Genomic DNA, 25,332 nt, shown 5'->3' on the forward strand with positions numbered 1-25,332 from the left:
CCTTATTTAGATTTCGTAGGTTTATGATTAGGATTCAATTGTCGGCTACGGTTGTCCTGATTCTGCGCATGTTGAATATTATTAGGATTTTTTACTGTAGCACGTTGATCATTCGCTGTTTGTGTCATTGCTTTCTCCTTAAAATGTTTGAACATCTGACAAGGAAAGTATGGCTTCAAAAAAATATGCATCTTGCCTGAAAAACACTAAAAAAGTTTAAATTTTAACCAAAAAAATTATGTATTTAACATAATGGTGTTATACGAAATTAATGGATGTTCGTATAAATTACTTGCATATTGTATTCGATCGAATACAATATAGTGAGAAGATAAGGAATCCTCATGATTGAAATTAAACGTCTTCCAGAATTTGATGAATGGTTGGATGGCATTAAAGACAATATGACCCGTATCCGCCTGAATCGTCGATTAGATAAGGTTCAACGTGGAAACTGGGGAGACATTAAACCTCTCCAAGATGGCGTTTGGGAAATGAGAGAATTCTTCGGTTCTGGATGGAGGATGTATTACATCCAACATGGTGACGTTGTGATTGTAATGCTTGGTGGTGGAGATAAATCAACTCAACAACAAGACATCGATCGGGCAGTCAAACTATCGAAAACATTGGAGGATTAAAATGGTTAAAGTCGCTGATTTACCAAGTTTTGATATGGCTGAGTCGCTCAAAACTGAAGAAGACATTGTGATGTATCTCAATATGGTTCTTGAAGAAAATGATCCAGCTGAATTAGCCCATGCACTTGGTGTTATTGCTAAAGCTCGTGGCATGACTCAAATCGCTAAAGAAGCAGGGATTGGGCGTGAAGCACTCTACAAAGCCCTACGTCAGGATTCAGCACCACGTTTTGATACGATTAATCGTGTAGTAAATGCTTTAGGATTAAAACTCACAGTACAACACGCTTAAAACTTTAAAAATATAGTAAAAATGGGAGCTAAAGGCTCCCATTTTTAGATTCGTATAAGGTGTATTATGTTAATTTTAGAGATTCTACATAAATATAGAATTTTTAAAACTTAGATTCTGGCATGTGTTCCATACTTATCAATCATGATAGAGCTGGCTTCATTTAGACCACGCACAGTGACATTCACACTATTCTTTTGGAATTTATTTACAACAGAATCAAGCATGGCGACTGATGTTACATCCCAAATGTGAGAATGGGTCAAATCAATAATCACATCCTTTACATTCTCTTTAAAGTCAAACCCTTGCATGAATTTTTCAGAAGAACTAAAGAAGATCTGACCTCTCAAATCATATAAACGGGCCATTCCTTCAAAAGATGCTATTACTTGGATATCATTTTCAAGTTTATTCGCTAGGAACAAAGCTGAAAGTAATACGCCTGTTAACACACCCAAAGCCAGGTTATGCGTAGCAACAACTACAATCACAGTCGCAATCATGACGATATTACTGCTCTTAGGATTATCTTTTAACTGAGTGACAGAACTCCATTCAAAGGTACTGATAGAGACCATGATCATTACCGCTACCAATGCAGCCATTGGAATCACTTTGAGCCAATCGCTGATAAATACAACCAGAATAAGAAGAAAAATACCCGCAGAGAATGTTGATAAGCGTGTAAGACCACCCGATTTCACGTTAATCATGGATTGACCAATCATGGCACAACCGGCCATCCCCCCCATAAAGCCAGAAGCAATATTCGCGATACCTTGTCCTTTACATTCCTGATATTTATCACTTGGTGTATCTGTCATTTCATCCACGATGGTTGCTGTCATCATCGATTCAAGTAAACCTACAGCCGCCAGTGCGACTGAATAAGGCAAAATAATCATCAATGTTTCAATATTCAAAGGAATATTTGGAATCAAGAACATTGGAAGTGTGTCAGGTAACGATCCCATATCACCCACAGTTCTTACATCAATTCCTAGAGCAATTGCCAGTAATGTGATTGCAATGATGCAGACAAGTGGAGAAGGCAATAATTTTCCTAATTTGGGAATCATAGGGAAGAGATAAATAATCGCCAAACCTAAAGCAACTAAAGCATATACATGCCAGGTCACATTAATCAGTTCAGGCAGCTGAGCCATAAAAATTAAAATTGCTAACGCATTTACGAATCCAATAACCACAGATTTAGATACAAATCGCATTAACTTGGCGAGCTTTAAATAGCCAGCCATTATTTGAATCACGCCTGTCAAAATTGTTGCTGCAAGCAGGTATTCAAGCCCATGCTCTTTGACCAAAGTAACCATGAGCAGTGCCATAGCCCCTGTAGCTGCTGAAATCATAGCTGGACGACCGCCTACGAAAGAAATCACGACGGCTATACAGAAAGATGCGTATAGACCGACTTTAGGATCTACACCTGCAATAATTGAAAATGCGATGGCTTCAGGGATGAGTGCAAGACCGACGACTAATCCAGCAAGTACATCCCCACGGATGTTAGAGAACCACTGTTCTCGGACATTAGACAACATAAACATAGCCTGTTTTTTAATTTTTCAGATAGGCTAGTGATGTGATATATACAACACACAAGCGACTACACCACATCACTAGACAGTGATGAGTTATTTACAGATTTAAGACGGTAAATAAACTTAAGGTGGCGTAAGTGTCATAAGATGAAAGAACGTTTTAGAGTAAAAAAATCAGGACAAGGGTAACAGCTAGGTACTTTTTTATAAAGCCTGAATGTTATATCCAAGCTTTGTTTAATCGGTATTTTATGAAGCTTTTGGCTCCCCAAGTAATTGACCTATTTCCAAACGTGTATAGCCACGTTCTTTAAAAATCAAAACAATAGCCTGTTTATAATCTTCAGAAGTAGAAGTCTTATACTTAGTTATCAGTTGATTTTCAGAATTCAGCTCAAGATCATTTTTGATGGTCAATACTTCGCTAGAGATCTTGTTAAAGATATTTAGGTTAAACATACAGGCACTCGTCATCCGTATTATAGCGGCCCGACTATAACGAATACCTGTCTTAGCTACGCTAGACACCCTTGGCCGCAAGGATTACAAATTAAGAAAAATTCCGCAAGTTTTTGTCTATTGAAAGAATAAATAATCTCCCAACTGCTATCTATTTAACATAATGGCGATTATACGAAATAAAAAAACCTAGGCACTGGCCTAGGTCTTAAATTTTAAAAAATACATAAAAATTAAGGCTATAGTCTCATTTTTTCAACTTCGTATAACGGCCATTATGTTAAATGGGCTGTAAATTGGTGGATTATTCACTTATATTGAATTTCGAATAAAGATTTTCTGTTAGACAGAAAATTATCATATCAATAGTAGTACATTACATAAGCATAGATTTTAGGCTTAAGGTTCTATAAAGTGTTGAGCCTCTTAATTTGGAAGATATTTGGGGGGAATATGCAAATAAGAAGTGATTTTCAACCAGCTACTTTAATACTTAGTCGATTGGTAGAGTACGCAAAAGTTTTTGATAATTATAATATTTATGATTGGCCGAATTTAAAAAATAAGGAAGATTTTAAAAATGTTTATGATCTCCCGTTTAAAGATCGCAATCCTTTAGAAGATATTTATGCTGATGGTCGAAATCTTGCAGGCTTTATGTCATTTCGTCTCGTTGAATTTAACGATGCTAGATATTTCCCAACATTAAAATCATTTGTTGATTCATTTCATGGTGGTTGGGTTTATCAAATAGATCAACTTAGAGATGTTTCTCAGGCTGCAAAAGATAAGGCTCAACAGCTTGCTAATTGTCCTTGGGCTGTGGATCAAATGATAGGATTATTTGACCGACAAGTAGATATTTTAGTTTCTATTAAACAGTGCTTGGACTCTTTAAAGGAAAATGATCTATATCGTTGGGAAATTGGGCAACAGCAATCCTCATTTCAAGTTCCTGAATATAATAAAATTCTAGAGTGTATTCATTCTGTTGGGAGAATGTTTGAGAGATTGCCAAGGACCTATGCTGACAAGGATGAAGAAGCTTTACGAGATCATATCTTAGTATCTCTTGAAAGTATTGTCTCTGGTTCTGCAACTGGTGAAACATTTAATAAACGAGGGAAAACCGACCTTTTAGTTCGAAATAATAAATCTAATGAGTTTGTTGGAGAATGTAAGTTTTGGAGAGGCAAAGAAGTTTTTTTAGAAACAATTTCTCAACTTCTTAGTTACCTATCTTGGCGTGATAATAAGGCAGCTGTAATTTTATTTGTTGAAAATAAAGACTTCACATCTGTAATAGAAAAAGTTCGTGAATATATAAGTGAACATCCTAATTATCTTAGATACTCATCAGAACGTGATGAAACATGGCAAAACTATGAGTTTCGTATGAATGATGATTCAAGTAAGATTGTCCAAGTTGCTGTAATGCTTTATCACTTACCATGATTTGTTAAGTTATTTTAAATTAACATAATACGTAAGCGTCCGCTGAATCCCATACCTATTTTTTAATTCGATTTAGGTTTCCAGCAGTGTGGCAGTAACTCTTCAATCTGGGTCACTTTATGTGTCGGCAGCCTTTTCAGCACATCACTTAAATAGGCATACGGATCCAAGCCATTCAGCTTTGCTGACTGGATTAAAGTCATGATGTTTGCCGCTCGCTGACCACTGCGCAGCGAACCTGCAAACAGCCAGTTCTTGCGCCCCAACGCCCAGGGACGCATCTGATTCTCGACCCAATTATTGCAAATAGGTAGATTGCCATCATCCAGATAGCGGCTTAAAGCTGGCCAACGCTTCAGAGTGTAATTGATGGCCTTGGCGGTGGGAGAACTCGATGGCACTGTCAGATGATGTTGGTTGAGCCATTCATATAGTTGTTGCATCACTGGTTGACTATGCTGTTGTCGGTATTCGCGGCGGTCTTCCGCTGTACCATCGGTCTTTTTCCTGAGCTCTGCTTCTATCGCATACAGTTTCTGAATCAGCACTAATGCCTGTTCAGCGACCTGACTTTTTTTGGTCACATGCAGTTCATGGAATTTACGACGCGCATGCGCCATGCAGCCCACCTCAATGACCTGACCTGATTTAAAACGTGCTTTATAACCACTGTAATCATCACAGACTAGATAACCCTGCCAGCCTTTCAAGAACTCTTCAGCATGCTGGCCTGAACGACTATCCTGAAAGTCATAGATCACCGCCTGAACTGGATTGTACTGTGTAGTGGCATAGGCCCAGACATAACCTTTCTTCGGTTTTTTATTATTCTCACCCATCCGCATGATGGTGACCGGTGTTTCATCTGCATGCAGCACCCGCTGTTGCAGCACCACCTCTTTTAAGGCATTGGCCAGAGGTTCCAGTTCTACACCGCAGCGACCTATCCAGTCAGATAACGTGGATCTGGACAGATCAATGCCAGCCCGCTGATAGATCAGGCGCTGACGGTACAGCGGCAAATGATCGGCATATTTCGATACCAAAACATGGCTGAGCAGTTCAGGTGAAGCAATGCCTTTATCAATCACATAGGCGGGCATCGCTTGCTGAGTCAGAGTGTCACACTGATCACAGACCCATTTACCACGCACATGCTGTTCCTTATAGAACTGTGCCGGTCTGAAATGTAGTTTTTCACTGACATCTTCGCCGATACGACGGAGTTGGCAGCCACAAGCACATTGGGTTGATGCAGGTTCATGCTCAATACGGATGGTGTGTAGATGATCTGGCAGTGGTCGACGTTTAGGTTTATTGGTTTTGGCTTTCTGTGTCGCTGCATTGGTTTTATCTGCATTTAGCCGTTCCAGTTCTAGATCAACCGCGGCAATATCTTCTTCAACCGCTTCATCCCACAGATGGATTTGTTTTGCCGTTAAGTGTTCATTCTTTTGGGCGAATTTGTGCTTTTTAAACAGCGCCAGTTCATGCTCGTATTTTTGATTGAGAATAGAAAGATGTTGAACTTTAGAATCTAATTGCTGGTTTGATTTTTCTAATTCTTGATTTGATTGTGCCAGAGACTGATGCTGCATCGCCAACTGTCTGGTGAATTCCAGCAGTTGTTCATGGGTCAGTTGGCTTAAGTCAGGCAGCGTATTCATGACCGCAGTATGCCTGAGGTCATGAAGAGAATGAAATAGAACGTTTGGAGGATGGCAGAATGGTCGAGCTTGGTTTAGAGCATATTCACCACTTGCTGCAATCCAATTCTCTGCCAGGGCAAACCTTGGATTAATGCCTGTAACTGTTCCGGGCTGAGGGCCACGGTTTCACCTTGGTGAACTTGAGCCCAGTGAAATTTACCCTGTTCCAAACGCCGGGCACACAGCCAGATGCCCAGTCCATCATGTACCAACACTTTCATACGATGACCACGTTTATTACAGAACAGGTAGGCGCAATGCGGTTTGATGTAGCCAAAGGCTCTCACCACCTGAGCCATGACAGTATCCATTCCTGCTCGCATATCCATGGGCTGGGTAGAGAGCCAAATTTCATTGATACGGATCATGTTGCAAGTACCTTGAGTAATTCTGCTAAAGCAGATATTTTCGATACTTGCCATTTCAAGCCAATTTCTGCTTTTGAGTGGGGTAAAGTAATTTGAACTTTTAACATGTCAGTAGGAGTAGGATCTAATGGTGCAGAGCAAGATAAGGCAATAAATGCAGGTTTATTCGGTAGTGGTGAGCGATCACTCCCTGGCTTAGCATCAATTAAGCGAATCCATTTGGATACAAGATTTGTATTCAATCCATGTTGCAAAGCGACTGAAGCAATTGAAACGTCTGGTGCTTTACAAGCCTGAACGATCTGCTGTTTAAATTCAGCACTGTATGTTCTTCGTTTTTTCGCAAGAGATGCGATGGATGTCTGATTATTTGTAGTCATAAATTTAAGTCCCCACTTGTTTCTAAGTGGGGACTAAATTAAGGCTTATAGGATGAATTCAGAAGGTGTGTTCAGCGGACGCTTACCATAATACACGTTATACGAATCTAAAAATGGGAGCCTATAGCTCCCATTTTTATTGTTAAACTTTGAATCCTATATGTTTTCCTGTTGGAAGCTCTACATCAATACGGAGTTTCCCACCCATTGCCTCAACATACTTTTTCATGGTTGAAATCTTAAGATCATTGCCACGATTTTCTATTGCTGAAAGCGATGGCTGTTTTATTCCCAAAGTTTCAGCAAGCTCTTTTTGAGAAATTTCGAGTTCTTCACGAATAAGATGAAGCTGATTTTCTAGCAGTAATTCATCTGCCATTTTTTGAATACGGGCTTGGCTCTCTGGAGAGCGGCTAGCTAACAATTCTTGCAGAGTCTTAGCCATTAGATTTATCTCCTAGGGTGGCGAGATGAAGTTGGTATTGTTCATCTGCAATATCCAGCATGTCTTTATAAAAACGCTTTTTACCGCCTTTATCAGCAATACATAGAACAATAGCCTGTCGTAAGGGATCAAATGCGAAGAAAGCTCTTAAGGGTCTACCGCGATGTTGAACGCGCAGTTCTTTCATATTGGTAAATTTAGACTCATACACAGTATCTACTAAAGGGCGGCCTAAACTCGGTCCCTGCTGCTGTAGAACAACCAGTGCAGCTAGGACCTTCTCTTGTGTAGATTCATCTTGCTGTTCAAGCCACTGATTAAATAGATCTGTCGTAATGACTGTCCACATACCACAACCAAAATATAGATTATAGTCTATATTTTAGGGGCATTATGCTTGTTTTGCAAATGAGAAATGATAGGCAATAAAAAAGCCCGACATCCTGTCGGGCTTTTTCATATTGGTTTGCTTGGTATAACTCCTGTCGTACCTGCCAATCCTTGTGCGATTTTCTTTATTCTTATTGTTCGGAACATCCTGTTCTCTATGTCCCCATCATATGAAAAAATTCACGGGTGACATAGACGCAATGCTCCTTAATTCATGTCAGCCTGAGCTTACAAGATTGCTCAAAACTTACCCCAAGGTTTATCCGCAAAAATTGGGGATTATTTCTGAACTGTGACCCTTGAGAAATCAGGAAAAAATGTAAAAACGAATGTTTTTTGATCAATTTTATTGGCTAAAAGTTACAGTTTTGCTTAAAAAGAAACCGACTTGTTTCCAAGTCGGTTGAACGAGAACGTTCCAGAGGGTATTACCCACCTCTGTATTAGTTATCAGGTAAATTACTTTAGGTTCTTAACAATATGTTGGGACAAATTGATCTAAAGCCATCAATATAGTTTAACTAAGGCTATTCAATGCGGAGTTCGATGAAGTATGAAATACTGCTCAAATTCATCAATCGGCATCGGTCTACCAAACAGATAGCCCTGGTAATGATAACAACCCTGTTTTTCTAATACATCCCGTTGAGCTTCGGTTTCTACACCTTCAGCCAGCACAGAAATTCCCAAAGTTTTTGCCAAAACAATGATCATTTTGGTAATTTCAGCATCATTGGCACTCACCATAATATCCCGAACAAAACCTTGATCAATTTTTAATTGATCAATCGGAATCCGCTGTAAATAAGTTAAAGAAGAATATCCTGTACCAAAATCATCTAGAGAGAACATCACCCCGTAACGTTTAAGAACCGTCATTTTTTCAATAATGTCTTCTACCCGCATCACTAAGGCGCTTTCGGTAAGTTCAAGTTTGAGTAAGTGTGCGGGAGCTTGTGTACGTTCCAGAATTTCGAGTACGTCTTGAACAAATTCATCGCGAGCAAATTGGCTAGCACTGACATTTACAGCCATGCTGAGGTGAGCAGTTTGCGGATACTTGGCCCAGTCACTCAATTGTTGGCAGGCACTTTCCAGTACCCATTGACCCAGAGTAATAATGAAACCATTTTCTTCTGCGACGGGTATAAAACGAGCAGGGGAAATCATTCCTTTAACTGGATGCAGCCAACGTAACAAGGCTTCTACTCCTGTCACCTGTTGTGCACCATTCACTTGTGGCTGGTAATATAATACCAGCTGGTTTTTTTCTAGTGCTTGTCGTAATCCGGTATCAATCTCAGCACGCTCCTGAACCTGAGATTGAATCTCAGGATCAAAAAAGCGATAAGTATTTCGACCATAATTCTTTGCGTCAGACAGTGCCATATCAGCACGTTTAATTGGATCTTGGATATTTTCACATGCTTCTATCCCAAATAGGCTGATCCCAATACTGGCTGAATTATGATATTCAGAGTCGGCCAAAAAGTAAGGTTGAGTGAGTGTCTGTAAAATATATTTTGCGGTTTTTTCTAGTTGTGGGATAGCTTCCATCTCTGAGCTTCCAAGATGATCAAGCAGAACCACAAATTCATCACTTCCCAGTCGTGCAACCATTTGATTGGCTTCTACGCATTCTAGCAGGCGAGTTGCGACTTGCTGTAATAAGTAGTCTCCGGTTTCATGGCCTGCAGTGTCATTTATAGCTTTAAAATTATCCAGATCTATTAACAGAACAGCGCCGAGCTGTTTTTTATTTTTTGTATCTCTCATGCTCTGTTCAAGGTGTTCCAAAAATAGGCTACGGTTTGGCAGTTTAGTCAGAGAGTCATAAAACGCTAGCAAGTGTACTTTTTCTTCTGCAGCTTTATAGGCAGAAATATCGTTAATCGTTGCAACATAATGTGTGGTTTGGCCATGCTCATCACGTACAGCAGCAATCAAGATGTGTTGTGGATACAGTCCGCCATTTTTGCGCTTATTCCAGATTTCACCCTGCCAAGATCCTGTCGTGCGAATATGGTTCCACATGCTGGTATAGAAGTTTTTGTCATGCAGGCCTGATTGTAAGATTTTAGGTGTATAACCAATCAACTCTTGTTCACTATAGCCAGTAATTTCTGTAAAAGCATGATTAGTGCGTAAAATAACCAAATGAGGATCTGTAATCATCATCCCGACTTGAGAGTTAAATGCGGTCGCTGCAATACGCAGGTTTTCTTCTGCTTTTTTACGTTCGGTAATATCACGTGCCGAGCAGAAGAATACCTCATCATCAAGATGCACCAGGATTGAACTGACTTCTACCGGATAACACTCACCTTGGGCGTTTAGATAACAGGTTTCAAAGCGAATACCTCCAGGTGTAGAAATCCCTCTATTGATCAGCTCTTGCAACTCAGCCTTATTATAGTCGTTATCCCAGTAACACAGGGTTTTGCCCAAGGCTGCCTGCGGAGTACTACCAATCATGCGAAAAAAGGAATCACTACCTTGAAGAAGCTTGCCTTGGCGATCTAGAACATGAATACCATCTTGTGCATTACGTAACAGCATCCGACTACGACGATTGGTCAACATATTTGCCCGAATTTGCCGCCAAAGTAACCATCCAGCAATCGTGGTCACCGCAATGAAGAGTAATCCCAGCAAAACGGCTTTAATAACATCTTCATACCATTGGGCCAGATAGTCTTTTTCACCGAAGGCAACAACAACAAAAATAGGCATGCTACTTAGCTTGCGAAAGTTACCAATACGCGGGATTTTATCTGTAGTTCGTCGAGTATAAATAGTGCCAGACTGTGCGCCGGAGTGAACCAGTTGTGACAGTTCCGGTGGCCCCCCCACAAAACCCACCTTTCCGTTCGGTGTTTTAAGCATGGGATTACGTGCAATAACTCGCATATCCAGGTCTTGTAACAGTACCACTCCTTTAGGGCCTACATCCAGTTCTGCAATCAGATGATTAAAGTAGCTAGCAGGTAAAGCAGTGATAATCATGCCTGCAAAAGTTCCATCACCCTGATTGTAACGTCGTGCAAATAGATGAACCCAGCCTTGGCCATTTGGATCTCTCATCAGCTTGGTGACAAACAGTTGATCCGTACTTTTTTGTTGGGCCTCTTTAAAAAAACTATAATTTGCATAATTAGACCTCTGACCGTCCATATCATGATCAGCGAATTGGACTTGACCTTTTTCATCGGTAATGTGTATTCGAGCAACAGAACCGATCCAATTTTTTTCTTTTTGAATAAAGATATTCATCTCTTTATGATTTATTTGTTTTTTTTCACGTAATTCTTTTTCGATATAGGTTTGTAAGGTATATAAAGACAAATTGATTTCTTGAGTACTGCTGCTCACGCTTTTTTCAAGCAGTGAGGTTAAATTTTCTACACTGGTCCGAGCTTCAGCTTCTTCGCGCTCACGTGAAGTATGTAAGGTATAGACTAGTAAGCTGATCATGAACATATTCATGATCACTACAGTCAGGACAAGAAGTTTAAAAATAGATTTTTTTTTTGCAGCATATTTGCTCTGTGAGATAGAGAGATGGACCCGGAAATTTGAACAACTTCTATAAGTGATATTCCGCTCTAGTTAAGCCACCTTGTTTTGTTGGGGTAGCTGATCATAGTAAAACTCATTTGGTGTCATTTTGTCTAGACTCGAATGAGGTCGTTTCAAATTATAAAACTCAAAATATGCACTCAATTGCTTTTTCGCATCTGTGACACTGCTATAAGCTTTGAGATACACCTCTTCATATTTAACGCTCCGCCATAATCGTTCAACCATCACATTATCAATCTATGAGCAGTATACTGCGCAAGTTTACCATCCATACTGATTTGAATGCCATTTGATTTCAATACATCAATAAATGCATCACTGGTAAACTGACTGCCTTGGTCTGTATTAAATATTTCAGGTGATCGGTAATCCTCCCATAAATAACCGAAGTTAAAAGTAGAGGTTAAGCAGCCATTAGAGGTGGCTTTCCTTTGTTAGCTTGATGTGGTCTTTCATGGTTGTAATGCCACAACCAGTTTGTTGCATAATCTTGTACTTCATCCAAAGTATCAAATAAATGCTTGCTCAGCCAACTATAACGTATAGTCCGATTATAGCGTTCAATATACGCATTCTGCTGTGGCTTACCCGGTTGAATATATTCAATACGAATACCGTGCTCAGTAGCCCAGCGCACAAATTCGTGACTGATAAATTCGGGACCATTATCGCATCGGATCACTAACGGTTTTTCTCTCCACTCCAGCAATTGATTCAACGTACGAATAACCCTGATTGTGGGCAATGAGAACCCTGCTTCAATGGCTAGGCCTTCGCGGCGGTAATCATCAATCACATTCAATAATCGAAACTTGCGACCATCGGAAAGCTGATCATGCATAAAATCTAATGACCAAACCTGATTTTCTCGGATTGGTTCTTTCAATGGTTCAGGCGCATGCCGTTTTAGTCTTCTTCTCGGTTTAATACGCAGATTCAGTGCCAACTCACAGTAAATGCGGTAAACCCGCTTGTGATTCCAGCAGCAACTCTCAACATGCCGTAAATACGAGAAGCACAAACCAAAGCCCCAATCGGAATTTTCCTCAGTGAGTTCAATGAGCTGTTCAGCAATGAGTGCATTGTCATCGCTGAGATTGGCTTGATAGCGGTAGCAGGTTTCACTAATGCCAAATGCTTTACAAGCCAAACGAATACTAATGGCATGCTGGGCAACTGCCTGTTGTGCCATCTTACGCCGGCAAGATGGCTTTACCACTTTTTTGCCATCGCTTCCTGGATGATTTCGGCCTTTAATCGCTCTTCCGCATACATCTTTTTAAGTCTGGTATTTTCGGCTTCTAGCTCTTTCAGTCGAGCCATTAATGATGTATCCATACCACCATATTTGGCACGCCATTTATAAAAGGTAGCATTACTCATGCCGTGTTCACGGCAAAGGGTCGCTACAGGTGTGCCAGATTCTGCCTGTTTCAAGATGGACATGATCTGACTGTCAGTAAATTTAGATGTTTTCATGCAGAATCTCCTGCTCGTATCTTAAGAGAAAATTCTACTTTTAGATCCTATTATTTTTAGGGGGGATTACCATATCTATGAAATTTGTAAATTCATCTTTAAATAAAATAATTTAAATAAAACTAAACCTCTTGCGAAAGTAAAAACCACCTCAATCTAAGTTTCATGAGATATCAGAACTTAAACCGTTTTTCAGATTCTGAATTTAAACGCTTGGTTGGCGTACCTCGACCAGTTTTTACCGAAATGGTAGAGGTTTTAGAAAAAGCAGAATCACTCAAAAAGAAATCAGGTCGTCCTCATACTTTAGCTATAGAGGATCAGTTGTTATTAACGCTCAATTACTTACGCAACTACAGTACTCAACTGGAATTGGCGGCACACTACCATATCGCTGAAAGTAATGTGAATCGAACCATTAAAAAGGTTGAAGATGCATTGATGAAATCAAGACGTTTTACTCTGCCAAAACGAAGCATTACCACAGCAGACGAACACTTTAACTGGGTCATTATTGATGCGACAGAATGTTCAATAGAACGTCCGAAAAAAAAATCAGAGTAAGTTCTACAGTGGTAAAAAGAAGAAACATACGCTAAAAGCACAAGTGATCTATCATCCGAACAGCAAACAAATCATAGGGCTAGATATATCGAATGGCAGTCAGCATGATATTAAATTGGCAAGAAAAACGGTTAAGAAATTCAAACATTGTGAATATGTTATGACCGATTTAGGGTACTACGGATTAGAGCAAGATGACTTTAAATTATTGATGCCAATAAAGAAAAAGAAGAATTCCCCCTTATTTGATGTTGAGAAAAAGTACAATAAAATGATTGGAAAAATACGAGTTGTGATCGAACACATCAATAGTCAATTGAAGACATTTAGAATATTAAGTGAACGCTATCGAAATAGACGGAAAAGATTCGGTTTACGCATTAACTTAATCGCTGCACTGGTAAACCGGATAAATTTTCAATAATGACTTTCGCAAGAGATCTACTATTGTTAAAATAAAGTTATATAAATTTTTAAAGTATTGATAGTGAGTAGTTATGAGTCTTTTTTATGAAAACTTTAAAGATTTTAAAGATGCTGGTAAAGCCATTTTAGAGTATTTACATAATCACTTAGGCTTTGCTTTATGGATGATTACTCGTACTGAAAGTAATGATTGGATAGTTCTTCAAGCTAAAGACAGTGGATATGGAGTACAGGCAGGACAAGTTTTTAATTGGACTGATTCATATTGTTCTAAGATGGTACTAGGCAAGGGGCCACGTATAGCACATGATTCAAAAAAAATTCCATTATATGAAGAGGCTGGAATTAATAAGGTAGTGGATATAAATGCCTATATTGGGCAACCTTTATTCAATGAGGATGGTTCTATTTTCGGCACATTATGTGCTATTGATCCATCAGTACAGCCTCAAAGTATAGAACAATATAGTGATCTATTAGAATTGTTTAGCTTATTACTTAGTCGAATTTTACAAAATGAACTTAAAATTAATGAACAAAAAAGAGTTAGTGAAAAGCTTGAAATGGATTCGCTAACCGATCATTTAACGGGTGTTTTTAATCGTCGTGCTTGGGATAAACTTTTAGATTTAGAAGAAAGTCGGTGTAAAATTTACGGACACTCAACAACAATTATTGTCATAGATTTAAATGATTTAAAATATATAAATGATAAATTTGGTCATTTAAAAGGTGATCAGATGATTCAAGAAACAGTCCAAATTATCAAAAGAACTGTGCGCTCTAATGATTTAGTTGCACGTTTAGGAGGAGATGAGTTTGGTATTTTAAATATTGAAACTAACTTAGAAAATACTCAAAAACTAGCAAATCGAATTTCAGAATCCTTAAAACAGGCTGGAATTAATGCTGCTATTGGTGTTGCAGCACGTCAACCAGGGACGGATTTACAACAAACAGTAGTTGAAGCAGATAAGCAAATGTATAGACATAAACGTCAAATCAAAGATATGTCTCAATAAGGTAATAAAATTAAGTTTTCCTACAATTAACATAATGGTGGTTATACGCAATACACTTGTATATTAATATAAATATCAGATACTTAATAAAACCTTAAAAAGCCAAAAATGCAAAAAAAGCCGATTTTGAAACAAATCGGCTTTTTTATGAGCAGTTTTGATATTTTTTGCCAATAAAAATTGGCTAAATTTTGCAAAATTTACAATTTTGTATTAACATTTTTATATTAACAAAAAGCGATACAACTATGGAAATTGAGTTTTCATGGGATGAGCATAAAGCAGAAACAAACCTCAAAAAACATGGTGTAGCTTTTGAAGATGCAACCTTGGTTTTTTACGATGCCTATGCCGTATTCAAACAGGATCGCTTTGAAAATGGTGAATATCGTTGGCAAGCGATAGGTATGGTACATGGGCAAGCTGTTTTATTGGTGGCCCACACAGTACAAGACCATAATGGGATGGATCATATCCGCATTATTTCGGCACGACAGGCAGAGAAAAAAGAGAGGAAACAGTATGAGCAAAACCGTTACTTACAAAATGGATTTGAATAATCCTCCTGTTTTGTCTGAAGAACAAAAGGCAAGACTTGAAGCATTAGATAAACGTCCAGACAGTGAAATCGATTTTTCAGATATTCCTGAACTTGATGACAGCTTCTGGAAAAATGCAGTGCAAAATCCATTTTACAAGCCGACTAAACAAGTAACTACGGTTCGCATCGATGCAGATGTCATGCAGTGGCTAAAAGCCCAAGGCAAAGGCTATCAAACACGAATGAATAAAATTTTACGGGATGCCATGCTTAAAGAATTAAAAAATCATCAATAAAAATGGGAGCTTAGGCTCCCATTTTTGTGTTATTCCTAAGTAGAAATGTCCTACCTAATAACCAAATAGAAATGTCCTATATGGACAATTCCAAGTCAAGCACAGGATTTAGATTTCGTTCTTTGATTGCTATTTTCTGTGCACGTCTGCTTGGCATCTTTTGAGAACGATTGCGTTTGTTTTGTTGTTCCAGTTCTTCATGCTGTTGTTGGATATGATTCAGAACAGCACCCAACCGTTTATTCTCAACAATCTCTCGCTGATTCAGCTGACTTAATTTATCGAAGAGGCTGTAATTGATCTTTCGGCCATCATGCATGAGGGCTACAGTACCATCCGGGTATTCCAGGAACTCAAGATACTTACCGATCAACCTTTGATTTTCTTCGGTGTTTTCCAGGAGATATACGCATTTATCATAAGTAATCGTCAGGCTATTCGTGACTCTGCGGGGTTCACGCCAAGTAAAAATATCATCTAATTCTTCGGCTGTTTCAGTGATAGGCCGATGTAGATCCTTAGGATTAAAAGCCATCTTGGCGAACTTCTGATTGAACTGCTCAATGAAGCAGGGTAGCCAGGCATTAGCTTGCTCAATCGAGCTGATACCTTCCAGACGCATCTCCTTGATCAGACGGTCCTGAAGGGTTCTGTTGGCACGTTCCACACGGCCTTTGGCCTGTGGTGAATTGGCGAAGATGATATCGATATTCAGGGTACTGAGTACGCGTCCAAACTGGGTAATCTTGGTGTCTTTCTTGCTGCTTTGATTCACTCTTAAGACTGAATGTTTGTCGCTGTAAAATGCTAAAGGCTTACCGTGCTGTTCGACATATAAGCGTGTTGAAATCATATAGTCAAAGGTTGATTCTGACTCACAGAAGCGTAAATGCTGCAATTTTCCTGTAGCATCATCGATAAACACCAGCAGACAGCATTTAGCAGCGCGTCCTTCAAACCAGTCATGGTGTGAGCCATCAATTTGGATCAGTTCACCAAAGCAATCCCGGTTGTAACGAGGCTGATACGGGCGTTTCAGGCGCTTGGATCGAGGCATCCATAAGTCAGCTGCAATCATCCAAGAACGCAGAGTTTCTACTGAAAGATCGAATCCATGTACAGTGGTGAGCTTTTCATGCGCTAAAGTGGGTCCGAAACCATGGAGTTGGTCAGAAACAATATTGAGGCATTTGAGGCTGTTCTGCAAGACGTTCGAGATCAACGTATTACCCAAGTCCGTGGTGCTGAAATCCTCAATCTTTCAACCCGTCAAATTACCCGGTTATTACAAAAGCTCAATCAAGATGGTGTCTCAGGTATGGCACATGCCAGTCGTGGTCAACCAGGTCATCGTCGCCATGATGATTTATTAAAATCAAAATGTCTTTCCATTATTTCTGAACATCTGCTGGGATTTGGACCCACCTTGGCCCATGAGAAGCTCAGCAGCATATTTGACCTGAATATCCCGGTAGAAACGCTTCGGCGCTGGATGACTGCAAATGACCTCTGGATTCCGCGATCCAAGCGCCTTAAACGTCCATATCAGCCACGTTATAATCGGGATTGCTTCGGTGAGCTGATCCAGATTGATGGCTCATATCATGACTGGTTCGAAGGACGCGCTGCTAAGTGCTGTTTATTGGTGTATATCGATGATGCCACTGGAAAGCTGTTACATCTGCGCTTCTGTGAGGCGGAAACGACCTTCGACTATATGCTTTCAACCCGAGCCTACATTGAACAATACGGTAAGCCTCTGGCCTTTTATAGCGATAAACATTCGGTCTTCCGAGTGAACCAGAAATCGAGCCAGGACAGCAAGATCACGCAATTTGGCCGGATTCTGAATGAGTTAAACATTGATATTATCTTTGCCAACTCACCACAGGCCAAAGGTCGCGTAGAACGCGCGAATAGAACCATTCAAGACCGTCTGATCAAAGAGATGCGTCTGGAAGGCATCAGTTCAATTGCCGAAGCCAATGCCTGGCTACCCTGCTTTATTGAGCATTTCAACCAGAAGTTCACCAAGTGTGCGAGAAACCCAAAGAACTTGCATCGATCTTTAACGGAATCTGATGCTGAGCTGGAGGATATATTCACCTGGCAGGAACCGCGTAAGGTCACGAAGAACCTAACCATCACGTATGACAAGTGTATTTATCTGCTTGAACCGATAGAGCTGAATCATAAGCTTGTTGGGCAATACATTTCATTTCTGGAGTACCCGGATGGCACTGTGGCCATCATGCATGAAGGCCGAAAGCTCAACTACAGCATCTTTAATAAATTGGCTGGGCTACAGCAAAATGAGATTGTTGAGAATAAACGGTTAGGTGCAGTTCTGGCACATATTCAACAGCAGCATGAAGAATTGGAAAAACAGAATAAATGTTCAAGAACAAATAAAAATATGCCAAGCCGTAAAGCTCAGAAAGCCGATATTGAACAAAGAAAGTTAAATCCTGTGCTTGACTCTTTTGGTTAAAAACAGGACATTTTAAATGGTTTATCGCATAGACATTTTAATTGGTGAATAACAGTAAAATAAATAGTGTTATATTTCAAAAAGTTATGCTATAAGAGAACGGGGACGCAAACCCGAAAAGCCGACTTGGAAACAAGTCGGCTTTTTTGTGATCATTTTTGATAGTTCTTGCCAATAAATTTGTTTAAAAAGTAGTCGGTTTTGCGATTTTCCCTGATTACATAAGATACCCAGGGAAAAAATTATCCCCAATTTCTGCGGATAAAACCGGGACAACTTTTATCCTGGTTTGTACGCTCTGGCGCACAGATATTTAGGGATTTTGCGGCTAGGGGATCTGTGTTTTTTTACTTATGATGAAGTCATACAGGAACAGGATGTTCCGGAACAAAAAACAATAATGATAAGTTCTAACACTAGGATAGTGAGGTAGAATAGCAGAGCTACCAAAGATCGCACTATAAAAAACCCTGACAGGATGTCAGGGTTTTTTATTGCCTCTCATTTCTCATTTGCAAAACAAACATAATGGCCCTAAAATATAGACTATAATCTATATTTAGGTTGTAGTATGTGGACAGTCATTACGACAGATCTATTTAATCAGTGGCTTGAACAGCAAGATGAATCGACACAAGAGAAGGTTCTGGCTGCCCTGGTTGTTCTACAGCAGCAGGGACCGAATTTAGGCCGTCCTTTAGTAGATGCTGTGTATGAGTCTAAATTTACCAATATGAAAGAATTGCGCGTTCAACATCGCGGTAGACCACTAAGAGCGTTCTTCGCATTTGATCCCTTACGACAGGCTATTGTTCTATGTATTGCTGATAAAGGCGGTAAAAAGCGTTTTTATAAAGACATGCTAGATATTGCAGATGAACAATACCAACTTAATCTCACCACCCTAGGAGATAAATCTAATGGCTAAGACTCTACAAGAATTGTTAGCTAGCCGCTCTCCAGAGAGCCAAGCCCGTATTCAAAAAATGGCAGATGAATTACTGCTAGAAAATCGGCTTCATCTTATTCGCGAAGAACTCGAAATTTCTCAAAAAGAGCTTGCTGAAACTTTGGGAATAAAACAGCCATCGCTTTCAGCAATAGAAAATCGTGGTAATGATTTAAAGATTTCAACCATGAAAAAGTATGTTGAGGCAATGGGTGGGAAGCTCCGTATTGATGTAGAGCTTCCAACAGGAAAACATATAGGATTCAATGTTTAACGATAAAAATGGGAGCTTATATCTCCCATTTTTACTATATTTTTTAAAGCCTTAAGCGTGCTGTACTGTGAGCTTTAAACCTAAATCATTCACTACACGATTAATTGTATCAAAACGGTGGTGCATAGTCCTGACTAGACTCTCTTTCATCAATTAAAATTTTTATTTTTTATCAATTCCAATGGTAGCTGTAATTCTCCACACTCTTCTTCTGGTTCATCAGATGGGATAGTAATTTTGACTTGATTATTTAACTGCCATACTCCTTTTACAGGTTCAAATAACTTGTATTTTAGCTGAAAAATACGCTCTTCATCTGGCATTAATTCAACTTTTCTAATAATGGAACACTGCATCTCAGGAAATAATTGATCTTTTGTTTCAGTATTATAAAAATCTAAAGGCACATTGCAATCAGGATATTCTAATATCACTTTATCCGAATAATTATTAAGAAAAGATAATTTAATCTCTATAGGAATACCTTTATCTTTATCAACTTTCAGATCATATGATGCATCTTTACGTAAATCTGTTTTTTGGTTTAAATCCAAAAATTGAATTTCGCGAACGACTAGACCACACAAATCAGTTGCAGCCCCAGATAGTCTTAACGTATATTGATCCTGATTAAAGACATCATCAGTATTGCTGTCGTTAGCATTCCCAAGACCAGGTGAAGGTGGAAGCCCATTACCTGTACCTTCTAAACTAGCTCCCCCTACACTAAAATCCTGTCCGCAACCAATCATTGTTAAAAATAAAATATTAAAGCAAAATAGCTTAACCATTTTCTTCACGGTCATGTTGATAAACCCCAAATATAAAAGTTTTAGTAGCATCTAGCTTGCCTTCATCCTCTGTACATTTTTCAGAAGCTAGCTTGAGTAGTTGTAGTGAATATTCGTGCCACAATTTTAGACTTTGATCACGTAAAAACTGAACAGATGCTTCTGTTAATCCATCCGCACACACAGCTTGTTCTAAAAAGTTTTGCTCATTATTTTCAAATAAATTATGTAAACCTGCAGCCAGATGGGATTGTAAATTTTTAACTAAAATTTTACGAGCTTCTTGTAAAGAAGGATCAGGAATAAACTGTCCTTTTTGCAAGAAAATATTACCGTCTTTTTCAAGTACTATGCCTAATCGGATCAACTCATTTAACACAGACCTAGGATGGCGTTCAGTAGATACTCTTTTTACCAGAATTTCGAAATTATTTTCTTCATCACTACTGAATGGTAAACACTCTCCCCAGCCTTCTGCTAACCACAAACCTATAACCCGAGAAGGAACACTAATTGGTTCAGAGATATTTGCTTCAGTCAAAGGCTTACCCGCCAGCTTTGTCTCTTTATATGCACTGACATCCTTACGGTGTAGACCAGATAATAAACTAATAGCAGAAATAGTAGGCTTTTGATCAATCCTTTCTAATTCTTGAAGAGCCTGTTGATAAAAAATTGGTTTTAAAGCAGCTGAAAATTCTGTATATCCAACACCAGAACGAATTAACCATTGGCTAAGATAATCCATGAGTGCAAGCACTTGCTTTAAATTAAACTCAGCATCATTAGTAGGAAGTTTAGTCATTACACCAACAGCAATAGAACTTTAATTGAAATTTTCTCACTATTTTTAGTACCTCACAAATTATATCAGATGAATTTTCGTATTCCTTGTGAAATAAAAATACTCTCAACCTGGCTCTCAATCTATGACTTTTTAATTTTTTACTATTTAACGTTCATCTATTTACAACTGTTAATTAAATATTCTATCATAAAAAATGCGAAGTTTTCGCATTTTTTGATAAAGTATTAAATTTAAATAATCATCGTTAAGGTGTAAGTATGATGAAAATTTCACCCCTGATTCTTCTGTTAACCATCTTTGCTAGTTCAACGTCTTCTTATGCTGGCTTTGCAGACAGTTTAAGAGATCTAAGAGGAACCTTAAGTCAAATTAATGAAACGACCAAAGAAGTAGCAGGTACAGCCAAAGAAATGACTAAGTTTCGTGGTAATAATGAAACATCTACAAATATTGAACGTACTATAGGACAAAAATTAACCCCAAAACTAAACAACTTACCGCTTTATGAAACGTCTAATAAATCAAGCAAAGTAAAAACTAGGCTTTCTAAAAATTCTGACATTATTTATGCAGGTAATGTCAGCTCAAATGGATTAATCGAAGTAACAACAGAATATGGAAATGGATGGGTAGAGTCTCATTTAATTCATTAATTCTTAAAATGGAGCCATAGTGATAACATAGCTATCAGAATTTTGATGGCTATCTCTGTGAAAAATATATCTAGTGAGTAGCTTATTATGAACAAGATAATTATAAGTGGCTTTGTGACTGTAATAATTACTGCTTTGGTTGGTTGTAACAGTGACAGCTCAGATAATTCCAATACACCAACACCAACACCAACACCAACTCCAACTCCAACTCCAACTCCAACTCCAACTCCAACAACAGTAGCGGATAAATTGGCTGGAGAGTGGATTCAAGGCTCATCTAATTTAGGTATTTCTGATTGTAGTTTAGCTCAGATTGAAATTCTTAAAACTGGGGATAATTCTGTAGAAGGTAGTAATGAAGGGATCCAATATTCTCAATATAATTCAGCATTAAAAACGTGTGGAGGTGAATTAGTTAGCAAGCGTTATCAATTACTTGGAGATCTAATACTAAAAGACATTCAAACTGGTATCAAATATGATAACTTCTTTTACTATCCTATTAAATATCAAAAATATAGCACAACCTCAGAAGAGAATAGAGTCTTAACTTTTTTAGATGATGACTCATTTTGTATTATTAATTCAACTAGTAATAATCCTGCTTACATTAAGTTAGAAAGGAATTCCATATCTAACCCCTACAAGGATAATCGCTGTTATGTAAAAAGTAATATCGGATTATTTACTGCAGAAAAACCTAAGATCCTTATTACAACAGCAAATTTTTTAAATGTAGATGCGGTTAATTCAACCAGTAGTACTGCATTCCTATCTCAGCTTAATGAAATGGGGCAAAAAGGATATAAAATTGTCGCATACAATAATAAGGTGTATGGAAATCAAACTGTAAATAGCTATATGAAGTTAGCTAATCAGAATACTCGCTACTCCGCTATTGTGTCTGATCGAACTGCAAGCTCTATTAGCAATATCTATTTTTCATGGTTAAGTAAGCTTAATGAGAATGGAAAATCTGGATACCAATTTCTTCATTCTGTAAGGCCTTCTACTGACTTAAATTTTAAAGACTATTTTTTAAAAAATGAAAATGATAATGCATCATACACTTACGATAGTGGTTATCTTTCCCCACTTGTTGACACTAATCAATTAATAAATGTACTTAATAAATTAGGTCAAGAAGGTTGTCGCATTATTCAATTTAAACAATACTTTACAGGAAATCATGTAGAAATTTTAGATAATAAAGAAAATCAACCTAAGATAGCAACTTGTATAAATAGTAGTAAACATAATGGTACCTACACATATCGATACAAAGACTATCCAACAGAGAGTACAAAACTTGAACGCGCTTTAGCATTGCAAAATATGATAAATGCTCAGGCTAAAGATGGGTATCGTTTAGTTAGTAGCTCTTTAGATATATCTGCCACTAAAAAAAATGGCTTATTATTTATGAAAGATAGTGAAGCGCTAGATGTAGGAGAATTTAAAGTATTTTCAGAAGAGATTTTCTCAAATACTCCTATCCTTAAATATTTGAATAAACGCTTTAATCAGCAAGGTCAAATAGGCTGGTTGTATACAAATGCAGAATTTGTAAATGCAAATAATCCAAAATCTATTCAGGCAGATCTCAATGATTTTCAAATAATTGAATAATTTTAGATGGGCATCATTGGTAAGCGTCCGCTGAACACACCTTCTGAATTCATCCTATAAGCCTTAATTTAGTCCCCACTTAGAAACAAGTGGGGACTTAAATTTATGACTACAAATCATCAGACATCCATCGCATCTCTTGCGAAAAAACGAAGAACATACTGTGCTGAATTTAAACAGCAGATCGTTCAGGCTTGTAAAGCACCGGACGTTTCAGGCTGTACCAAAAGATCTTGCTGAAGTTGACGATATTCCTCATCAGATACAAGGTCTTTAATTTGCTTGGTAAAGATGCTGGTTTCAATAAATAACATGGACTCTTTATACGTCAATGGCGTATTTGAATTTTAGCAGTTTCCATAACAAAAAACGAGAGCTGGTAGCTCTCTGTCGTTTCGCATAACAGCCATTATGTTAAATAATAGGGGCTTCTAAGTACGCGATTAGAAAATTTAGTCTTTAAGAGGAGAAATTTGTTCTAGCTTATCTTCAGGATTATTTTCTCTAATATGTATAATTCGATCATAATTTTCTACTCCTCGTAAGTGAGGTGGTGCAAATGCTGGATACTTGTTGAAAAAGTGCATTTTAATATTTAGTGCATGGTCTAAAATAAAAGCACATTCAATTCCATAGTACTTATCATTAATAAAAAAATTGTCTGTAGTTTCTATTAGTTCTTGGATAGCTAAATCCAATTTTTGAATTTTTTCATTAATATCTTTAGTTTTCTCTTCTATCTTTTTATCCATTGGTATCACCTATAGAATTAAGTTTCCCTAAAATTAACATACTACACGTTATACGAATTCCCAAGGCATGGCTTTTAGTCATGCTTTTTTATTAAAAGACTATAGTTTTTTCTTTCTGCGGTCAGCTCTGCTATAGCTTCGATAGCTCTAACGGATCGTTAAAAATAAAATCGCGTCTATCAATAAAAATTATGCCTTTGTTGTGTCGCTTGATAGAACGCTTTGCTTTGTCAAAGTCATGAGCATCCCAAAAACCATCGCCAGCACATAGAATCAATGGGTGCTGCCATTCCGCCATCTGTGCCAGTGCTACGACTTTTTGAGTCCCGCTGTCTGCTTGCCAGCGAACAAAAATAATGGACTGCGCGGCTTTTATTAATCTACACGCATTTTTTGATAATCTCGATTGAACGCTCATTAAAATATCCATATCCTAAACTTTAGGATATTATATCAACTAAATAGCAACTAATCAGCAATTAAATAGCAACTAAATTAAAATGATGGTCCCTCAAGGTCATCCTTTGTTGAAGTAACAACTGTTTCAAATTGGTTATAAAAGTGGGGCAAAGTTCCCGCTCTGCCCCTACAACCATGACTAGTGTTCTATCATTGGACTATACCCGAATGATAAGGAAACAGTTAGTTACAACGAAATATCATTAGAGTTGTTATGTTGATTAAATGATAGCTGTATCATTGTAGTATAGTCAATAATCTCAAATGATAAACCATGACGACTAGAATCTACTTAAGAGCTTCAACCAAAGATCAAGATGCACAGAGAGCACTAAACCAATTAGATGACTTAAACCAAAGGCTCGAGTTAGGTGAATCGGTTACCTATATTGAGAATTTCTCAGGGACGAAGTTGGATCGTCCTGAACTAAACAGGTTGCTCACAGAAGCAAACCAAGGCGACACGCTGTTGGTAGAAAGTGTTGATCGTCTGTCCCGTCTAAGCCAAGCAGACTTCCAAGAACTTAAGCGTCGAATCAAAGACAAGGGACTACGCTTAGTAGTTGCTGATCTTCCAACTACTCATCAACTAATCCAAACCAATGACAGCATTACAAGCTCGATCCTAGATCTCATTAACAACATGCTGATCGACCTACTGGCGACTATGGCTCGCTTGGACAATGAGAAGCGTATTGAACGTATTAAGCAGGGTTTAGAGCGTTCAGGGTACAAACCATCAGGTAAGAAACCAAATGAAGCCAAGCACAAAAGAATCAAGGAGTTGCTTGCTACAAATAACATGACTAAGCAGGAAATTGCGAAAGCTGTTGGTTGTGGGGTAGCTACTGTGTATCGAGTAATGAACCAAGGAGAAGATGCAGAGCTGAATCAGCTTGTCGAATCTCG

The 25,332-nt window shown here is 38.3% G+C and carries 27 protein-coding genes and 3 pseudogenes; 13 read left to right on the forward strand and 17 right to left on the reverse strand.

The window, feature by feature from the left end:
• Positions 1 to 2: 2 nt before the first annotated feature.
• Complete coding sequence (locus LZP46_RS16295) at positions 3 to 128, reverse strand: hypothetical protein (RefSeq protein ID WP_004969301.1); 126 nt, start codon at positions 126 to 128, stop codon at positions 3 to 5.
• Positions 129 to 344: 216 nt separating this feature from the next.
• Between LZP46_RS16295 and LZP46_RS04560 the strand changes: the two genes are divergently transcribed.
• Entirely contained in the window at positions 345 to 641 is a 297-nt protein-coding gene (locus tag LZP46_RS04560) for a type II toxin-antitoxin system RelE/ParE family toxin (RefSeq protein ID WP_004647749.1), read from the forward strand.
• Position 642: 1 nt separating this feature from the next.
• Positions 643 to 933, forward strand: a complete 291-nt coding sequence (locus LZP46_RS04565) for an addiction module antidote protein (protein ID WP_004969304.1) — start codon at positions 643 to 645, stop codon at positions 931 to 933.
• Positions 934 to 1,043: 110 nt separating this feature from the next.
• On the opposite strand, the gene LZP46_RS04570 is transcribed toward LZP46_RS04565, so the two are convergent.
• Together LZP46_RS04570 and LZP46_RS04575 are read right to left on the reverse strand one after the other, a co-directional pair.
• Positions 1,044 to 2,498, reverse strand: a complete 1,455-nt coding sequence (locus tag LZP46_RS04570; RefSeq protein WP_236094812.1) for a SulP family inorganic anion transporter — start codon at positions 2,496 to 2,498, stop codon at positions 1,044 to 1,046.
• 249 nt (positions 2,499 to 2,747) lie between these two features.
• Positions 2,748 to 2,957 carry a hypothetical protein gene (locus LZP46_RS04575; protein WP_004976362.1) on the reverse strand — a complete coding sequence of 70 codons (210 nt, stop codon included), beginning with the start codon at positions 2,955 to 2,957 and terminating at the stop codon, positions 2,748 to 2,750.
• A gap of 453 nt (positions 2,958 to 3,410) precedes the next feature.
• Here LZP46_RS04575 and LZP46_RS04580 point away from each other — a divergent pair, with 453 nt between their 5' ends.
• On the forward strand, positions 3,411 to 4,412 hold the full coding sequence (locus tag LZP46_RS04580; protein ID WP_178319673.1) for a hypothetical protein: 1,002 nt from the start codon (positions 3,411 to 3,413) through the stop codon (positions 4,410 to 4,412).
• 62 nt (positions 4,413 to 4,474) lie between these two features.
• On the opposite strand, the gene tnpC is transcribed toward LZP46_RS04580, so the two are convergent.
• The 8 genes and pseudogenes from tnpC to LZP46_RS04620 all read right to left on the reverse strand — a co-directional run bounded on the left by tnpC (position 4,475) and on the right by LZP46_RS04620 (position 12,765).
• Positions 4,475 to 6,079: an IS66 family transposase gene (tnpC, locus tag LZP46_RS04585; protein ID WP_236094112.1), complete on the reverse strand. Its 1,605-nt coding sequence runs from the start codon at positions 6,077 to 6,079 to the stop codon at positions 4,475 to 4,477.
• Between the two features lie 74 nt (positions 6,080 to 6,153).
• Entirely contained in the window at positions 6,154 to 6,489 is a 336-nt protein-coding gene (gene tnpB, locus LZP46_RS04590) for an IS66 family insertion sequence element accessory protein TnpB (RefSeq protein WP_000619347.1), read from the reverse strand.
• Complete coding sequence (tnpA, locus tag LZP46_RS04595) at positions 6,486 to 6,869, reverse strand: IS66-like element accessory protein TnpA (RefSeq protein ID WP_046880031.1); 384 nt, start codon at positions 6,867 to 6,869, stop codon at positions 6,486 to 6,488. The genes tnpB and tnpA overlap by 4 nt, the downstream gene beginning before the upstream one ends.
• Positions 6,870 to 7,011: 142 nt before the next feature.
• Entirely contained in the window at positions 7,012 to 7,314 is a 303-nt protein-coding gene (locus LZP46_RS04600) for a helix-turn-helix domain-containing protein (protein WP_096902776.1), read from the reverse strand.
• Positions 7,307 to 7,663, reverse strand: coding sequence for a type II toxin-antitoxin system RelE/ParE family toxin (locus LZP46_RS04605; RefSeq protein WP_096902775.1), 357 nt, complete (start codon positions 7,661 to 7,663; stop codon positions 7,307 to 7,309). Before LZP46_RS04605 ends, LZP46_RS04600 begins: the two co-directional genes overlap by 8 nt.
• Before the next feature lie 572 nt (positions 7,664 to 8,235).
• A complete protein-coding gene (locus LZP46_RS04610) occupies positions 8,236 to 11,178 on the reverse strand; it encodes a bifunctional diguanylate cyclase/phosphodiesterase (RefSeq protein WP_178319640.1) in 2,943 nt (980 codons plus the stop codon).
• A gap of 135 nt (positions 11,179 to 11,313) precedes the next feature.
• Positions 11,314 to 11,654: pseudogene (locus LZP46_RS04615) on the reverse strand (transposase); the annotation flags it as partial.
• Between the two features lie 35 nt (positions 11,655 to 11,689).
• A protein-coding gene (locus tag LZP46_RS04620; protein ID WP_085946061.1) for an IS3 family transposase occupies positions 11,690 to 12,765 on the reverse strand; the annotation gives its coding sequence in 2 pieces (ribosomal slippage) (positions 11,690 to 12,513 and positions 12,513 to 12,765; 1,077 coding nt in all).
• Positions 12,766 to 12,930: 165 nt separating this feature from the next.
• On the opposite strand from LZP46_RS04620, the gene LZP46_RS04625 reads away from it, so the two are divergent.
• The 4 genes from LZP46_RS04625 (at position 12,931) to LZP46_RS04640 (ending at position 15,614) form a co-directional block, all read left to right on the forward strand.
• Positions 12,931 to 13,753 (forward strand): IS5 family transposase gene (locus tag LZP46_RS04625; RefSeq protein ID WP_236094813.1). Its coding sequence is split into 2 segments (ribosomal slippage): positions 12,931 to 13,311 and positions 13,313 to 13,753, totalling 822 coding nucleotides; the frame shifts between segments, so codons are not numbered across the junction.
• Positions 13,754 to 13,826: 73 nt separating this feature from the next.
• Entirely contained in the window at positions 13,827 to 14,777 is a 951-nt protein-coding gene (locus tag LZP46_RS04630; protein WP_236094816.1) for a sensor domain-containing diguanylate cyclase, read from the forward strand.
• A gap of 248 nt (positions 14,778 to 15,025) precedes the next feature.
• Positions 15,026 to 15,337 (forward strand): BrnT family toxin, encoded by a 312-nt coding sequence (locus tag LZP46_RS04635; protein WP_236094817.1) that lies wholly within the window; start codon positions 15,026 to 15,028, stop codon positions 15,335 to 15,337.
• The gene (locus tag LZP46_RS04640; RefSeq protein ID WP_004740255.1) at positions 15,300 to 15,614 is read left to right on the forward strand and encodes a BrnA antitoxin family protein; all 315 of its coding nucleotides are present in this window, start codon (positions 15,300 to 15,302) and stop codon (positions 15,612 to 15,614) included. Before LZP46_RS04635 ends, LZP46_RS04640 begins: the two co-directional genes overlap by 38 nt.
• 76 nt (positions 15,615 to 15,690) lie before the next feature.
• Here LZP46_RS04640 and LZP46_RS04645 read toward each other — a convergent pair.
• Positions 15,691 to 16,809: pseudogene (locus LZP46_RS04645) on the reverse strand (ISNCY family transposase); the annotation flags it as partial.
• On the opposite strand from LZP46_RS04645, the gene LZP46_RS04650 reads away from it, so the two are divergent.
• The 3 genes from LZP46_RS04650 to LZP46_RS04660 all read left to right on the forward strand — a co-directional run bounded on the left by LZP46_RS04650 (position 16,774) and on the right by LZP46_RS04660 (position 19,328).
• On the forward strand, positions 16,774 to 18,105 hold the full coding sequence (locus LZP46_RS04650; RefSeq protein ID WP_236094818.1) for an ISNCY family transposase: 1,332 nt from the start codon (positions 16,774 to 16,776) through the stop codon (positions 18,103 to 18,105). The pseudogene LZP46_RS04645 and the gene LZP46_RS04650 sit on opposite strands and share 36 nt — an antisense overlap.
• A gap of 571 nt (positions 18,106 to 18,676) precedes the next feature.
• On the forward strand, positions 18,677 to 19,033 hold the full coding sequence (locus tag LZP46_RS04655) for a type II toxin-antitoxin system RelE/ParE family toxin (RefSeq protein WP_178319596.1): 357 nt from the start codon (positions 18,677 to 18,679) through the stop codon (positions 19,031 to 19,033).
• Positions 19,026 to 19,328 carry a helix-turn-helix domain-containing protein gene (locus LZP46_RS04660; protein WP_178319595.1) on the forward strand — a complete coding sequence of 101 codons (303 nt, stop codon included), beginning with the start codon at positions 19,026 to 19,028 and terminating at the stop codon, positions 19,326 to 19,328. Before LZP46_RS04655 ends, LZP46_RS04660 begins: the two co-directional genes overlap by 8 nt.
• 149 nt (positions 19,329 to 19,477) lie before the next feature.
• On the opposite strand, the gene LZP46_RS04665 is transcribed toward LZP46_RS04660, so the two are convergent.
• Together LZP46_RS04665 and LZP46_RS04670 are read right to left on the reverse strand one after the other, a co-directional pair.
• Complete coding sequence (locus tag LZP46_RS04665) at positions 19,478 to 20,134, reverse strand: hypothetical protein (RefSeq protein ID WP_236094819.1); 657 nt, start codon at positions 20,132 to 20,134, stop codon at positions 19,478 to 19,480.
• The gene (locus tag LZP46_RS04670; RefSeq protein ID WP_236094820.1) at positions 20,112 to 20,924 is read right to left on the reverse strand and encodes a DUF6502 family protein; all 813 of its coding nucleotides are present in this window, start codon (positions 20,922 to 20,924) and stop codon (positions 20,112 to 20,114) included. Before LZP46_RS04670 ends, LZP46_RS04665 begins: the two co-directional genes overlap by 23 nt.
• Positions 20,925 to 21,184: 260 nt before the next feature.
• Here LZP46_RS04670 and LZP46_RS04675 point away from each other — a divergent pair, with 260 nt between their 5' ends.
• Positions 21,185 to 21,580 carry a hypothetical protein gene (locus LZP46_RS04675; RefSeq protein WP_236094821.1) on the forward strand — a complete coding sequence of 132 codons (396 nt, stop codon included), beginning with the start codon at positions 21,185 to 21,187 and terminating at the stop codon, positions 21,578 to 21,580.
• 87 nt (positions 21,581 to 21,667) lie between these two features.
• Positions 21,668 to 23,212, forward strand: a complete 1,545-nt coding sequence (locus LZP46_RS04680) for a PT dipeptide repeat lipoprotein (RefSeq protein WP_236094822.1) — start codon at positions 21,668 to 21,670, stop codon at positions 23,210 to 23,212.
• A 188-nt stretch (positions 23,213 to 23,400) separates the two neighbouring features.
• Here the strand turns inward: LZP46_RS04680 and LZP46_RS16300 are convergent, their stop codons facing one another.
• The 3 genes from LZP46_RS16300 to LZP46_RS04690 all read right to left on the reverse strand — a co-directional run bounded on the left by LZP46_RS16300 (position 23,401) and on the right by LZP46_RS04690 (position 24,394).
• A complete protein-coding gene (locus LZP46_RS16300; protein WP_256732323.1) occupies positions 23,401 to 23,526 on the reverse strand; it encodes a hypothetical protein in 126 nt (41 codons plus the stop codon).
• 138 nt (positions 23,527 to 23,664) lie between these two features.
• A complete protein-coding gene (locus LZP46_RS04685) occupies positions 23,665 to 23,964 on the reverse strand; it encodes a hypothetical protein (RefSeq protein WP_000358348.1) in 300 nt (99 codons plus the stop codon).
• 130 nt (positions 23,965 to 24,094) lie between these two features.
• Positions 24,095 to 24,394: a hypothetical protein gene (locus LZP46_RS04690; RefSeq protein WP_227515244.1), complete on the reverse strand. Its 300-nt coding sequence runs from the start codon at positions 24,392 to 24,394 to the stop codon at positions 24,095 to 24,097.
• Positions 24,395 to 24,697: 303 nt separating this feature from the next.
• Here LZP46_RS04690 and LZP46_RS04695 point away from each other — a divergent pair.
• Positions 24,698 to 25,285 (forward strand): annotated as a pseudogene (locus LZP46_RS04695) (recombinase family protein); the annotation flags it as partial.
• Positions 25,286 to 25,332 lie beyond the last annotated feature (47 nt).

Source organism: Acinetobacter sp. SCLZS86, assembly GCF_021560715.1.
In the GTDB taxonomy this organism is placed as follows: Bacteria; Pseudomonadota; Gammaproteobacteria; order Pseudomonadales; family Moraxellaceae; genus Acinetobacter; species Acinetobacter towneri_A.